This is a genomic window from Pseudoalteromonas sp. bablab_jr010 (assembly GCF_016464105.1).
In the GTDB taxonomy this organism is placed as follows: Bacteria; Pseudomonadota; Gammaproteobacteria; order Enterobacterales; family Alteromonadaceae; genus Pseudoalteromonas; species Pseudoalteromonas simplex.
On the sequence record NZ_JACDWV010000148.1, the window covers coordinates 224,021 to 239,780 of the forward strand.

The window sequence follows — 15,760 nt, forward strand, 5'->3', positions numbered from 1 at the left end:
CTATTGTAGCCTTTAGGGGGTAAAAACAAAACGTCAATCTTGTTCGAACCAATAACTTTCCTGCTCTCGCGCAAATTCTAAGCGATACGTATCTGAATAAAATTTTATGCGTATATGGCCATACTTTGCCGTCGATAACTGCTGTATATGGTGTTGGTTATAACGATTTACAACCTCTGGGTGAGGAAAGTGCCATTGCCCTTGGTAAGCAGATGAATGGATAACTACTTCAGGATTTACTGCATCAATAAATTCATAACTTGACGAGGTATTACTGCCATGATGGGGGCTTATTAAAATAGTCGCTCGTAATTCCACCTCCTCTTCAACAAGTTTAGCTTCTGCCGCTGCTGATATATCTCCAGTTAGTAAAAGTGAATAATTAAAACCTGTTACTTTTAATAAGCAAGATTGGTCATTGCGACTCGCTTTTTCTACCTTTGCTGTAAAACTTCTGATATTAAGCTCAGCAAGTTTGATGGTGGTTGTTTTGCACTTATTTAACAGCCCCTGAGGATGAAAAGTAGCTAAAGTGTGTTGATAGCCAGCCTCTTTCCAACTGGCTAAACCACCAGAGTGGTCGTTATCTAAGTGGCTTACTATGGTGGCAATCACAGATAGCTGCTGTTTATTGATGTTGTTAAGTAAAACGCGGTGTACATAATCATAACGGCCAAAATACTGTGGGCCTAAATCATAAATTATCGCTTTATTTTTACTGCTTACCATCACCATTAAGCCATGCCCGACATCAAACACATCCAACTGAAACTTTGCTTCTGGCTGTAATTTACTATCAACGGCATATATACAAACAGGAATTAAACACACATATTTATTAGGGCTAAAGTACAACAGCAGAAGTGTTATGTAACTGATGATCAATAATGAGAAATTAAACTCATTGAACGACAACCAACGCCAGTCATTAGGGATAGAAAGCAATAGTTGATAACTAAAATACAGGGCAATGTCGATAAGTGATAACAGACCTGAAATATCCAGTAGGCTAGAAATCAGACTATAAAAAATCAACAAAGGCAATAACAGCACACCGACCAAGGGCACAGCAATAAGGTTAATCAATAAACCTATCACGCTAGTACCTGAGAAGTAATATAAGGATAGCGGTAGTAAACCAACAAATAAAGCGCATTGAACTTGCAGTAGCTGTACAAATCGCTTTAAAAAACTAAGTGACAAATTAATTGTTTTTTTAGTCAGTAGAAAGATGACCGTAACGGCCAAAAAACTGAAATAGAGCCCAGGATTCAACAGCGTAAATGGGTCTATAAACAACACCACACTCAAGGCGTACAAAATTGAACGCCAACGCACTGGGTTTTTTCCTAAGTTATAGATTACAAGGTAGCAGCCTAACATTAGCAGCGCCCGGCTTGCAGAAACTATAAAATCACTTAAGTAAACATAAACGAGCGAGCAACTGAACCCTATTACAACAAATAGCTTATTTAATTGAATTGATTGGCTTACACGAAAGTGACTCACTCTTAACAGCCACTTACTACTATAAAAACCGACTGCGAAGATAAGTCCGATATGAAGACCCGAAATAGCAAGTAGATGAGACAATCCTAATTCACGCAAATGCTTTCTATCTTCATAACCTATTTTACTTTTGTCACCGGTTAAAAGCGCATAATAAAGCCATTGTAATCGTGTGTTTGCCGTAATTTTATCAATATAAGTGCGGTAACTAACACGCAGGGAGTCATATTGATGATGATTTAAATAGCTTATCTCTCCTACGCTTCGGCCTTTATAAAATACTCGCTCAAGTAATGCTTGCCGTTCTCTACTAAAACTGTAGAAATTTATTACTGATCGATAAGGTTTAAGTTTGAGTACTGCGCTTAATTCATCTCCACTAGTAACCGGTTTATCTGAAGTAATGCTGAGCATTGCATTAGGAGCAGGTCGGATGCTTGTAGGGCAAGATTCAATATGTTTCAGACTTGCTTTAATGTAGTAAGGGCTTTGTTCACTGTATGTTTCAACTACCTCAAATCGAACTAATCGGCTTTGTTGATAATCGATTTGACAGTCAGAGATTGAGTAAAAGACGAAGTAATGAAAAATCACTACCAAAATAGCGCAAATAAACCCTGACAATAGAGTTAAAAAAGGCTTAAAATAGGCACCTGCTAGCAATACAGCAAAACTCATTATATAAAACGCCGCAGTGTCAAATGTATATAGGGTGAAAAAACAGCCTATGACAAAGCCGCTGCATAACCAAATAGATGTAAATGGTTGCTTTAAATGGCTAAGAAAACGATCCAACGCTTTTTACCAGATCATAACAAGGTAAAAGAACACAAGTATTTAAGAATTTTTGGTCGTTTATTGCATGATGCCAATTTATGGCACTTAAATAGACGCTCAGCACGTGGTGCATTTGCGGTTGGTTTATTTTTTGCGTTCATCCCTGTTCCTTTTCAAATGGTTCTTGCAGCCGCCCTGGCTATTCCATTTCGAGTAAATTTACCGATTTCTGTTGCAACCGTGTGGATCACGAACCCACTAACCATGCCTCCTATTTTCTATTGTTCATATATTGTAGGCACGATTGCCCTTGCTCAGCCACAACAGCACTTCCAATTTGAACCAAGCTGGCAATGGTTTATAGATAGCCTTACAACAATTGGCCCAGCCTTTTTAGTTGGCTCACTTATTTGTGCTACTGCTGCTGCTATCATCGGTTATTTTGCTACCGACATGCTTTGGAAACGCTCAGTCCGAAAAGCATGGATACATCGCCATAAAAAATAACTGATTTCAGTATAGACAAAAAACCCAGCTTAAAGCTGGGTTTTTAATATTGATTAGTAAGTCTCGATTACGAAACGATTACTTTTTAAAGAAGCGACGTGCAGCTGCAAATGGTAATAGCAATAAAGCATACCATGGGAAGCTTGCTGATTGACGCTCGTATTGTTCAATCTCTTCTGCAGGACATTCTTCAACACTGCCATCAATTGGTGTTAACTTAACAGCAACAGCAATACTTTCATATTCGATATTGCCATCAACATCAACTACAACATTACCGAATGAATCTGTCTTTTCAACAGTTTTAGTCGCAACACCAAAGATTTCATTATTGTTGTTAATTGATTTCGCTTCAGCAACCGTATATTTAAAGCGAGTCTCACCATCTTCTTCATAACAAGGTAACAAGTCATTGAGATTAACTATAGAATCATCACCCACCGTATAAATAAAGCCTTCTCTACGACGAGTAGTGGTGTTATAGATATCTGTTTCACCTTCACCAACAATAATACCGTTATCATTAATATCGTTTGCAACTGAGCTAGAACTAGAGAAATAATCGGATGGGAAAACTACACTATCGCTTTTTTTATCATAATAAAAAAACTTAGTGCGTGTTGCTGTGTCAATTCTTTTAGCAGCATAACCAACAATAATATCATTATTATTTACAGCTAAAGCTTGTCCCGAAGTCCAATCATCGTCTTGGTCTATAAACTGTTTTACTTCACCATTTTCAAAGATAACTGGCATTGTAATTCTAGTATCGGTGTCTTTGTAACGAACATCTGATGTACCCACAATTAAACCTGAGTCGTTCAGAGTTATTGCGTTGCTACGAAAAGCGAAATCTTCATCATCTTCTGGTGTTAAACCTAAACCATACAATTCTGTATTAGTGATGTTTAAAGAGCTATCTAACGTCCACTTAACAGCACGCTTGTTAAAAATACCCGCCGTATAGCTTCGATTGTATGTTTCGACACAGTCTGAGACTGGTTCATCTTCACCATCACAGTTATCAGTAATATCATCGAGAGGATCAACTGCGATATCAATTGAAACACTACCTACAACCTCATAGCCGTTAGTTGTTTTGATAATATCATTTGCTGTACTAATACCGCCGTACTCGTCGAACTCTGGTGCAAGTTCAACTTTTACACCGTCTTCTGTAATTACAATAGCACGACTAATAAAATCTCTTAAGAAATGTGTTTCCTCTTCATCTTCATCAGTTTGTGTAAACGATGTTTTTTCATATGGGGCACTCCCCCAACCAACCATAACACCATCATCACTAACTGCATTTAGGATGTTCGTAGTTGAACGCGTTAAGCCATCATAATCTAGTGATTGCTCATCGAATAATACCTGTTCCGAAACACCCTCGGAGCCGTATATCGTCGCAGCTACACTTGATAGTTTCTGATACTCTGAATTAGTTAAACGGTTAGATTGAGTGTCTGTAATAAAATCAATCATAAACTGATGGGCATCAGCATTGGTATTCACTGCATCATTATTTTCAATATCATCTAATGTAAAAGTAATCTCTTTGTCTATTGATTCAAAATATGATTCACGAGCATCATAGGCATTTTTGATAGCAGAGTCTGTAAAATCAATATATGAGATATCAATTGGTAACCTATAAAGAGAATTGGCTATACCTATAATATGACCATTCTCACTGACATCTGTTACGTAATTATGTTTTGCTCCGTCTAGCCCACCTAATTCTTCTAATTTATAGGTTGCGCTCATCGCTGAGGTACTTAGGGTGGCTAAAATACTGGCAGCGAGTAATTTGTATTTCATTTTAATCCTTACTACTGATTCTTTAAATCTTCGAGTTCTTCCCAGCGCTCAAAAGCGACTTCAAGCTCAGACTCTAACTCGGCTAAATGGTTCAATGCTTCTGTTGTAATTGCAGCATCTTGCTTAAAAAAGTCAGGGTCATTAACCACAACTTGCTGAGCGTCTAACGCTTTTTCAAGTTGTTCCACTTTACTGGGTAATTCTTCTAATTCAAGTTTTAATTTGTAAGAGAGTTTATTACTTTTCTTTGGTGTTTTATCTTGGCTAACAACGGCCGGCTTTTCTTGCTTAATTTGTTGCTGTTGTTGTTTTTCTTGCTCAGCTAAATGAGCGGCATACGCTTCATAGTCGCTATAACCACCAACAATGTCGGTTATCTTGCCGTTACCTTCAAATGCCCATACAGAATTACAGGTATTATCAATAAATTCACGGTCATGGCTTACAATCAGCACGGTGCCCTGATATTGGTTGATGATCTCTTCTAAGAGCTCTAAAGTTTCAATATCGAGGTCATTGGTTGGCTCATCGAGAACAATAATGTTAGATGGCTTTAAAAATAACTTTGCTAATAATAAGCGGTTTTTCTCACCACCTGATAGCGCTTTTACTGGCGTACGCGCTCTTGCCGGTGGAAATAAGAAGTCTTGTAAGTAACCAAGCACATGACGTGAGCGCCCGCCCATCATCACTTCTTGCTTACCTTCAGCTACGTTATCTTGTACTGTGGCTTCTTCATCAAGCTTTTGACGATACTGATCAAAATAAGCAAACTCTAAATTAACACCTTGCTTAACACTGCCGCTATCTGGTGTTAAGTCACCAAATAAAATTTTAAGCAGTGTTGTTTTGCCAATACCATTGGGCCCGACAAGGCCAACACGATCGCCACGCATAACAAGGGTCGAGAAATCCTTCGCGATCACTTTATCTTTAAATGCATGACAGATGTTTTTCGCTTCGAATACTAATTTACCTGAACGCTCCGCTGTTTCAATATTGAAATCGGTTTTACCGACCTGATCAACACGCTGCTTACGCTCTTTACGTAACTCTTTTAAAGCGCGCACACGGCCTTCATTACGCGTTCTACGTGCTTTAATACCTTGGCGGATCCAGGCTTCTTCTTCTGCTAAGCGTTTATCAAATAGTGCGTTTTGTGTTTCTTCTACTTTTAAATCATGCGCTTTTTGCTCAAGGTACGTCGCGTAATCGCCAGGGTACGAAACCAGCTTACCACGGTCTAAATCAAGAATACGGGTTGCAACTGCTCGAATGAATGCACGGTCGTGAGAAATAAAAACGATACCGCCTTTAAACTCTTTTAAAAACTGCTCAAGCCAAATAACACTACTCATATCTAAGTGGTTGGTAGGCTCATCAAGTAGCAGTAAATCGGGTTCACTAACCAAGGCTCGTGCAAGGGCAACTTTACGTAGCCAACCACCCGATAATGATTCAAGCTTGGCTTCTGGATCTAGCTCTAAGCGAGATAAAACGAGCTGTATACGGGTATCAAAACGCCAGCCATCAACAGTTTCTAATTGATTAGATAAACGCTCTAATTTGTTAAGCAATTTATCGTTATAATCTGTTTGCATTTGATTACTAACTTGGTGATATTCTATCAGTAAGTTAGCGATGTCAGGCATACCCTGCGCTACATAATCAAATACTGAGCCTGCCGCCCCTTTTGGTGGATCTTGCTCTAAACGAGAAATGCGAATACCGCCTAATTGGTTGATTTCGCCATCATCCAATGTCACTTGGCCATCAAGCACTTTTAGTAGTGTTGATTTGCCAGCACCGTTTCGACCAACGATACAAACACGCTCTCCTGACTCAATAACGGCATCGGCATCATCTAGTAGCGGATGCGTACCATAAGCGAGTTGAGCTTTGGCTATTCTGATTAAATCCATCGTGATTACTACTCTTATTCTTTATTATCAGCAATAAATTGCGCTAATTGCTCAGCATCAAAAGGCCAAAATAATTTCTCGCCTTGATGAGATTCCACAACCGGAATACTGGTTTGGTAAAGTTCAATCAGCTGTTCACTGTCCATAATGTCTTTTGCTACAAACGAAGCGTTTGCAGCAATTAATAATTCATCGGCCATTTCACACAGATGACAGCCATCAGTGTGGTACAGGGTAAAATTAGCCATGAGTAATAAGCCAGCTATTATGAATTTGCTTATTACGTTTAAAATCTGGTGATAAAGTCTTGTCAGAAATGTTTTCTGCTTTTAAACCCAGACCCATTAGCCCTACTTCATCCATGTTAAAGCCACGCTTATTGTTTGAGAATATAAGCGTACCGTTCGGGCTTAAAATCTTCTTAACCCAGGTAAGAAGTTTGATGTGGTCGCGCTGAACATCAAACGCATCTTTCATACGTTTTGAGTTTGAGAACGTCGGTGGATCTAAGAAAATTAAATCATATTGGCCTTGTGCATACTCAAGCCACTTCAAGCAATCTGCTTGCTCAAAACGATAGCGTGTATTACTGATATCATTCAGGGCAAAGTTTTCTTGCGCCCACTTTAAGTAGGTTTTTGACATATCAACGGTGGTAATGGCTTTAGCACCACCCACAGCAGCATGCACAGATGCACTGCCCGTATAAGCAAACAAGTTTAAGAAACGTTTACCTTGTGCGTTTTGTTGGATATAACGACGAGCTAAACGGTGATCTAAGAACAAACCAGTGTCTAGATAATCAAATAGATTTACTTTGAATTTAGCGCCAAACTCTTCAACGACTTGCGTACGATTTTGTTTTGCTACCTTGGTATATTGTTCTTCACCTTTTTGTTTTTTACGAACTTTAACTGCGATATTTTCTGGTGCGATATTTAACTGCTCTGCAGTCAGGCTGATCACATCTTGCAAACGTTTTTGAGCCGTATTATCGTCGATTTCTTTCGGTGCAGCATATTCAAAAATAACCGCTGAATCATCGTATACATCAACAGCTACGTTATATTCTGGAATATCCGCATCATAAACACGGTAGCAGCTCACTTCATTTTGCTTTAACCAGTTCTTTAAATTTTGCTTATTTTTCTTTAAACGGTTTGCAAAGGCGGTTGAACCTTCAAAGTTAAGAGCTGGCTTATCTTCTTTGCTAAGTTCTACTTGTTTATCGTCTAGTTGGTAAAGATTTAATACAACATCTAACGGGCCATTTTTAAACTTATAGCGTTTTAACTTAACTAACTTTAATAACTTAAATAAGCTTTCGTCAGTGCCAAGTAAAGCAAGTTTCCAATGATTAAAGTGCTTTTTGAAGCCAACACCTAAGCTACGGTGTAAGTTAACCAGCTCAGCCATTGAGCCTAAACGTTCACCATAAGGTAAGTTTGAAATCACCACACCAGGTAGTTTCGCAACGGAGGTTAACTTAGTGGCATCGCTTTGTTTAAACTTAATCACATTAGCAAGGTCTGCACGCTCTGCGTTTTCTTGCGCTTTTGCAATCACACTTCCGTCAATATCATGGCCAATAAGCCAAAGTTTAGGATCTGTAATTTGTGCAGTTAGTTCTGCTTTTAATTCTTTGTACTTTTGAATACGGAAACTAGGCAGGCGCTCAAAGGCAAAACCTTCACGGAATAAGCCCGGTGCTTCATTGCGAGCCATGCTTGCGGCTTCAATTAAAATGGTACCCGAACCACAACATGGATCGAATAAAGGTTGTTGCACGTTTTCAAGCCAACCACTTCTTTTTACAAGAGCAGCAGCTAAATGCTCCTTAATCGGCGCTTTACCTTGATCTTGACGATAACCACGCTCAGATAAACGCGGGCCAGAATAATCGATATAAAGCGCAACACCTTGACGGTTCAATCTTGCTACAACTCGAACGTTGGCATTGTATTTATCAACATCTGGACGTTGTTCGAATAAATCCGCGAAGTAATCAACAATCGCATCTTTTACAACTAGACCTGAAAATTGCGTATTTTTTAAATCGTTATTTGTACCACTAAAATCAACAGCAAAGGTTTGCTTAGGGCCAAACCACTCCTGCCAAGGCTGTAAGCGTGCAAATTGATAAAGGCTGTCTTTGTCTTTTACGCCTTCTTTTTCTTCTATCAGCATCATGATACGAGTCGCAAAACGGCTCGATAAACAAATCTTTTGTGCTAATAAGCTATCTGCTTCAAAACGTACAGAGCCCACGGTTTGTTTTGAGACTTCGGCACCGAGTGCTGTAAGCTCATCAACAAGTAAATTTTCTATTCCGATAGAAGTAAGTGCGATAAATTGCAAAGTAAAAACCCTTAAATGCTAATTGCGCAGGATTATAGCATAGCTTGGCGAACAAAAACGCCAACATTTGCAGGGATATTAGCTGGATTTTTACTTAGCCCACTAGGTTACAAATCTCGCGCCGCGATTAAATCGCCCCTAGAGTGAACAAATTTTAATTCACAAAGGTCAACACGCCCTAGGCTGATTTGAACTGTTTTTGTTGAATATAAACAGGATGGATACGGTTATTTAAAACCTTAATAGCTTCAAACTGTTCAAGAGAAAGGTTTTCGTCTAATTGAAAGTGTTGGCTTAGGTTAATACACACTGAGGCTTCGCTCGAGTGGTCAACAATTAAAAACTCACCTTCTTGTGCCTGCGAGCACAATTTAACCACTGCTTCAACACTTGGCTGGCTGCCATGATACTCATGAAAGAACCAACTTTTTGCAAGTACAGGCTTTAAATGAAATTTGACCGCAGTGGCATTTAGCGCGATTTGGCAAAGCTGTGCAGGGTTCCACAGTGAGAATGTTTCGAGGTATTGATAAACTTGCTGATAAAATGCAGCATCTTCAAGGCTAAAGTTTGGCTCTTGTAAAACAGCATCAGTAAGTTGGCGAAGTTTGTAAGGCGTGCACAGTTGCATATCTTGGTCAAGGTCAACCAAAAGACGATTATTTTTCGCACAAGCAAGCCATTTCCATTGCTTAGATGCTTGTAACATGTCTCCTCCCTAACGAATAAATACTGTGCGCTTAATCATAAATTATAACTAAAGCAGACCATTAATAAAATGATTTCTTAGAACATTTTATTAATGATCAATTGCTTAGATAACTGATCCTTATAAGCTATTTAGGATCGTTTTTACCAATTCTGGGCCTTTATAAATGAATCCAGTGTAAACTTGTACAAGGTCTGCACCAGCTGCAAATTTCTCTTTTGCAGAATCCGCATCATCAATACCACCCACACCAATGATAGGTAGTTTACCTTCGGTTAAACGCTTAAGCTCACTAACCACGTGGGTTGAACGCTGACGAACTGGTTGGCCAGATAAACCGCCCGCTTCGTTTGCGTATTGTTGACCTTGTACCATCGCGCGCTCAAGCGTGGTATTTGTAGCAATAACACCATCGATCTTATTGTTGATCAATGACTCACTAACTTGGCCAATTTGTACTTCATCAAGATCAGGGGCGATCTTAACTAGCATAGGTACTTGTTTGTTATGTTTAGCAACTAGATCAAGTTGTTCATTCTTTAAGCTTTGCAATAAGTCATCAAGCGCTTCACCATATTGTAAGTCACGAAGACCCGGGGTATTCGGTGAAGAAATATTTACTGTGATATACGATGCATGCTCAAATACTTTACGCATACAGTGAATGTAATCATCTTTACCCTGCTCGTTTGGTGTATCTTTATTTTTACCAATATTAATACCTAGAATACCGTCGTATTTCGCTGCTTTAACATTGTTAACTAGGTTATCAACGCCCTTATTGTTAAAGCCCATGCGGTTAATAATCGCATTTGATTCAGGTAAGCGGAAAATACGTGGCTTGTCATTACCCGCTTGAGCACGTGGTGTAACAGTACCTACTTCAACAAAACCAAAACCCATTTGCGAAAATGCATCAATACACTCGGCATTTTTATCTAAGCCTGCCGCTAAACCTACTGGGTTTTTAAACTCTAAACCTAAAAAGTTAACGGGTTTATTAGGGACAGATTGAGACCACGCAGCACTCAATGGCGTATGAGCAAATCGGCGTAAATTATTAAGTGCAAATTCATGAGCCCACTCCGCATCACGGGTAAACATAAAACGGCGAGCTAGATCATAAAACATGGTTTGTTCCTTAGGTAAAAATAAACAAGGTAGCCGTTTATAAACGGACCATTGCAAATTAAGGGCAAAAAAATACCCCAGCGAGCTGGGGTATGTATTTTAACGACTTTTCACTTATTTGGAAGTGTCACAGTTGTGGCTTAACAACATTAGTTCACGAAGTGCCACTGAGAACTTCGCAAAATCATGGCTTTGCGATGTTTTGAACTCAGATAGCATCTGCTTCCAACGTTGTAATAGTAGATCTTGGTTATCCATCCACTCATCAATTTGTGCATCAATGTCTTTGCTGTCTGCAGCAAAGCTATTAAGTACCACAGCTGATAATGTGCGTTGTTGCCAATCCAACTCTTCACGGTATGAAGCACGAGCAAGTGCTTGCCAGTGGTTTGCAACTGGTTGGTTGGTGATTTGGTCAAGGAACCAATGTAAGCCCATACGCGCACCAAGCTTAAAGTAGGTATTAGAAACCATATCAATACTACGCTCTGAATTATCTGCGATTTCAGCTAAGTCCATTACAGAGAATAGGCTTGATAGTGACACAATACGTGTTGCAAGTGCTTTTGGTACATTGCTGTCAATTAGCTTCTCAGCCGCTTTAACTAGGCGATCGCTTTCTTTTTCAACCATGTAGCTGTTTAAGTTTTCACTTAAATCAGCAAATGTTGGTGCAAAGAATTCAATTGCTTGCTCAATCGTTTGAGCTTTATTGCGATGACGTAAGAACCAACGTGTTGCACGACGAACCGTACGACGTAATTGATATAGCATTTCTGTTTGTACAGCTGCTGGGATCTTATTATCAAGTGCAACAATTGATGACCATGTTTCTGGCATCTGGAACACTTCTTTTGCAATTGAGTAGCAAAGTGCGATTTCAGCTTCGTTAGCACCTGTTTCTTCGTGCATACGAATCATGAAGTTAAGACCCATATCGTTAACGATGTTATTTGCAAGTTTCGTTGCGATAATCTCTTTACGAAGTGGGTGGTTATCCATTGCATCGTTGAACTTCTCACGAAGTGGCACTGGGAACGACTTAACTAATAACTGACGGTAATAAGGGTTTTCAGTGATTTCATCAACCACTAGAGACTCTTTTAATACCATCTTCGCGTAAGAAACAAGTACAGAAAGCTCTGGACGAGTTAAATCTTTACCCGCTGCTGCGCGCTCTGCAAGTTCTTCATCCGTTGGGATGAACTCGATTGCACGGTTAAGCTTGCCATCTTTTTCAAGGGCATGGATGAAACGTACTTTTTCTTTAAGCGTTGACGTACCTTTTGATTGAGTAATCGATAAGGTATGCGTTTGACGGTAACAGTCTTTTAATACTAACTCAGACACTTCATCTGTCATTGAATAAAGTAACTCATCACGCTGTTTACGTGTTAAGTCACCTTCAGCAACTAGGCCATTAAGTAAGATTTTGATGTTTACTTCGTTATCTGAACACGCAACACCACCTACGTTATCGATGAAGTCAGTGTTAACACGACCGCCTTTAGCCGCAAATTCGATACGACCTAATTGAGTTGCACCTAAGTTACCGCCCTCACCTAAGATCTTCGCACCAAGCTCAGAACCGTTAATACGTAGCGCATCATTCGCGCGGTCACCCACATCAGCATCAGTCTCTTTAGAGTTCTTGATGTAAGTACCGATACCACCATTCCAAAGTAAATCAAACTCCATCATTAGAGCCGCTTTGATTAACTCGTTAGGTGTCATGCTTGCTTTCTTAGTGCCAAGCATTTTCTTCATTTCTGGGCTTAAGCTAATTGATTTAGCCGCACGAGAGAAAATGCCACCACCTTGTGAAATAAGGTCTTTGTTGTAATCTTCCCAAGAAGAACGCGGTAGATTAAATAAACGCTCACGCTCTGGGTAAGATGTCGCTGCATCTGGGTTTGGATCAACAAAGATATGCATGTGGTTAAACGCTACTTGTAAGCGAATGTGCTTAGAAAGCAACATACCATTACCAAATACGTCACCCGCCATATCGCCGATTGCTACAACAGTGAAATCAGTTGTTTGACAGTCAATATCCATTTCACGGAAATGACGTTTAACAGATTCCCACGCACCTTTAGCAGTGATACCCATTTTCTTGTGGTCGTAACCTACTGAGCCACCTGATGCGAATGCATCACCTAGCCAGAAGTTATATTCATTTGCGATGCCGTTTGCGATATCAGAGAAAGTCGCAGTACCCTTATCGGCAGCAACAACTAAGTACGGGTCATCTTCATCATGACGAACAACATCAACTGGTGGCACAATCTCACCACGTTCAATGTTATCTGTGATATCTAATAAACCACGGATGAAAATCTTGTAGCACTCTTGGCCTTCTTTGAAGAATGCTTCACGGTCTGTCGGTAGCTGTTTACATACGAAGCCACCTTTCGAACCGACTGGCACGATAACCGTATTTTTAACTTGTTGCGCTTTAACAAGACCCAGTACTTCAGTACGGAAGTCTTCACGACGGTCTGACCAACGTAAACCACCACGAGCAACTTTACCACCACGTAAATGCACACCTTCAACGCGCGGCGAGTATACAAAGATCTCAAACGCAGGCAGTGGTAATGGCATTTCAGGGATCATAGAAGGCTGAACCTTGAACGATACATATGACTTAAATTGGCCATCCGCTTCTTTTTGGAAGAAGTTCGTTCTAAGAGTTGCATTGATCATATCAACGTATAAACGAATGATACGGTCATCATCTAGGTTTGCTACGTTTTCAAGCTCAAGATTAACTTGTGCAACTAGCTTCTCAAGTGTCTTTTCACTACCTGGGTTCTTAACTGAGAACTTTTTAGTGAATAAGTTAACGATTTGCGATGCAATGTGTGGGTAATTTGCAAATGTGCTTTCGATGTAAGTTTGCGAGAAAGTTACACCAATTTGACGCATGTATTTAGCGTAGGCACGAAGAATAGACGCTTCACGACCTGTTAAGCCACCCATTAATACTAAACGGTTGAAACCATCGTTTTCTAAACGGTTATTCCACACGTTCGTTAACGCTGCACGGAAACGCGCTGACACTTTATCAAAATCAGCAATGCCCTTGTTGTCAATTAGCATGGTGAAATCCATGATCCAATTAACTTTACCGTCAGTCGTTTTCACTGAGTAAGGTGTTTCACCAACTACGCGTAAACCAAAGTTTTCTAACATTGGCATAACGTCAGACAGGTGGATTGGCTCATCTTTATGGAATAAGCTTAAACGAACAACATTAGTGTTTGCTTCTTCTTGTGGACGGTAGAACAACATTTCTAGTTTGTTCTCGTCATTCAGAAGTTCTAGCTTTTCAATATCAACAACCGCTGCACTTGGTAAAACCTGATCTTTATACGCACTTGCAAACGCTTGTGCATATTTACGGTTTAATTCTTTACCGCGTGCTTCACCTGCGCTTTCAAGTAGTGCAGATTGGAGTCTATCTTCCCAAGTACGGGCTGCTTCAATTAGGTTGTTTTCGATGTCTTTCACGTTATATTCAATATTATTGTCAGTCACACGCACCGTGTAATGTGTACGGGCTAATGTTGACTCAGAGAAGAAAGTAGTAAATTCGACTTTATCGTCAGAATTAAATGCATTGGCTAAGATACGTTGCGTTTCACGACGTAGTGCTGTGTTATAGCGTTCACGCGGTACATAAACCATGCAAGAGAAGAAACGGCCATATGCGTCTTTACGCACAAAAATACGGCACATATCACGCTCTTGTACTTGTAATACGCCCATGGCAACTTCAAGTAGTTCAGCTTCACGTGCTTGCACAAGTTCATCACGTGGATACGTTTCTAAAATATTTAATACCGCTTTGTATGCATGGGTGCCTTTTGCAAAGTCACACATTTCCATAATGCGGTTAATCTTACTTTTCAGTACAGGTACATCAGCGGCGCTGTTGTTGTAAAAGCTTGATGAGAATAAACCAAGGAAGCGGTCTTCACCAATTACATTGCCCTCATCATCAAAACGCTTAATACCTACATAATCGATATACGCTGGACGATGTACACGAGACACTGAATTTGTTTTCGTTAAAATTAATAAGTTACTGCTACGCGCTTCTTGGCGCGCTACTTCAGGTAACTCAGAAAGTAAACGGCTATGCTCTTCGTCTGTGTTTTTCATCAGACCAAGGCTAGTACCTTTTTTACCTTTTAACTGGTAATCACCCTGCACTGGCGAAAGTTCATACTCACGGTAACCCATTAGCGTAAAGTTATCTTTAGCTAACCAGTCTAAAAACTCTACCGTTTCTGCAACTTCGCTTTCGTTATTGTTATGGTGGCGTTTAGGTAAGTCTTTCGTTACCGCAATAAGCTTTTCACGAATTGGCTGCCAATCTTCTACAGCGATAGATACGTCAACTAACACAGACTCAAGTTCTTTTTTGAAAGACTCAATTACTTTTGCATCTGTTTGACGATCAATCTCGATAAAGAACACAGTTTTTGTCGACGTTGATTCTTGCTCTGCTTTTAAGCTTGAAATACCGGTGATTTTAGCATTTTTATCACGTTGGATTTTCAGCGGAGAGTGAAGTAATAAGTGAGAAGCGATGTTTGCGCGGGTCATGGCCATACGCACAGAATCAACGAGGAAAGGCATGTCTTTCGCGATGATTTCAACAATGGTGTGCGATGACTGCCAGCCATCTTTTGCCACTTCAGGATTGAAAACACGGACAACCGCGTCATCAGAATTATTTTTTTCTAGCGAGTTCCATAGGCTTAGTGCAGCGCCATATAAGTCACTATCGTTGCGATGAGCCAAATCCTCTTTAGACATATTGCTGTACAAGGCTTTGGCGAATTTCTCAACGAGTAACACATTATCAGCGTGAACTTTTTTCTGGATCAGCTTACAGACATTATCTAAGATAACCGAGGCTTGCCCTTCATTTCGTGTCATTGTATGTTCCTTAATCTATACTACTTATCGATTAGTAGAATATTTGTACAGCCATTTATTAGCGTGGAGT

The 15,760-nt window shown here is 39.9% G+C and carries 9 protein-coding genes; 1 reads left to right on the forward strand and 8 read right to left on the reverse strand.

The window, feature by feature from the left end; all coding sequences use genetic code 11:
* Positions 1-33: 33 nt before the first annotated feature.
* Entirely contained in the window at positions 34-2,187 is a 2,154-nt protein-coding gene (locus tag JIG37_RS14470) for a DNA internalization-related competence protein ComEC/Rec2 (RefSeq protein ID WP_199529674.1), read from the reverse strand.
* Positions 2,188-2,283: 96 nt separating this feature from the next.
* Here JIG37_RS14470 and JIG37_RS14475 point away from each other — a divergent pair, with 96 nt between their 5' ends.
* Positions 2,284-2,793, forward strand: a complete 510-nt coding sequence (locus JIG37_RS14475) for a DUF2062 domain-containing protein (RefSeq protein WP_054551382.1) — start codon at positions 2,284-2,286, stop codon at positions 2,791-2,793.
* A gap of 78 nt (positions 2,794-2,871) precedes the next feature.
* On the opposite strand, the gene JIG37_RS14480 is transcribed toward JIG37_RS14475, so the two are convergent.
* The 7 genes from JIG37_RS14480 to JIG37_RS14510 form a co-directional block, all read right to left on the reverse strand.
* Positions 2,872-4,617, reverse strand: coding sequence for a DUF3466 family protein (locus JIG37_RS14480; RefSeq protein ID WP_194441518.1), 1,746 nt, complete (start codon positions 4,615-4,617; stop codon positions 2,872-2,874).
* Between the two features lie 11 nt (positions 4,618-4,628).
* Positions 4,629-6,539, reverse strand: a complete 1,911-nt coding sequence (locus tag JIG37_RS14485; protein ID WP_199529675.1) for an ABC transporter ATP-binding protein — start codon at positions 6,537-6,539, stop codon at positions 4,629-4,631.
* A gap of 14 nt (positions 6,540-6,553) precedes the next feature.
* On the reverse strand, positions 6,554-6,787 hold the full coding sequence (locus JIG37_RS14490; protein ID WP_054551385.1) for a glutaredoxin family protein: 234 nt from the start codon (positions 6,785-6,787) through the stop codon (positions 6,554-6,556).
* Entirely contained in the window at positions 6,780-8,897 is a 2,118-nt protein-coding gene (gene rlmKL, locus JIG37_RS14495; protein ID WP_166340263.1) for a bifunctional 23S rRNA (guanine(2069)-N(7))-methyltransferase RlmK/23S rRNA (guanine(2445)-N(2))-methyltransferase RlmL, read from the reverse strand. Before rlmKL ends, JIG37_RS14490 begins: the two co-directional genes overlap by 8 nt.
* A 178-nt stretch (positions 8,898-9,075) precedes the next feature.
* The gene (locus tag JIG37_RS14500) at positions 9,076-9,606 is read right to left on the reverse strand and encodes a cell division protein ZapC domain-containing protein (RefSeq protein ID WP_138600650.1); all 531 of its coding nucleotides are present in this window, start codon (positions 9,604-9,606) and stop codon (positions 9,076-9,078) included.
* 120 nt (positions 9,607-9,726) lie between these two features.
* Positions 9,727-10,737 (reverse strand): quinone-dependent dihydroorotate dehydrogenase, encoded by a 1,011-nt coding sequence (gene pyrD, locus JIG37_RS14505; RefSeq protein WP_199529676.1) that lies wholly within the window; start codon positions 10,735-10,737, stop codon positions 9,727-9,729.
* 114 nt (positions 10,738-10,851) lie between these two features.
* Positions 10,852-15,690: an NAD-glutamate dehydrogenase gene (locus JIG37_RS14510; RefSeq protein WP_187489256.1), complete on the reverse strand. Its 4,839-nt coding sequence runs from the start codon at positions 15,688-15,690 to the stop codon at positions 10,852-10,854.
* Between the last annotated feature and the right edge of the window lie 70 nt (positions 15,691-15,760).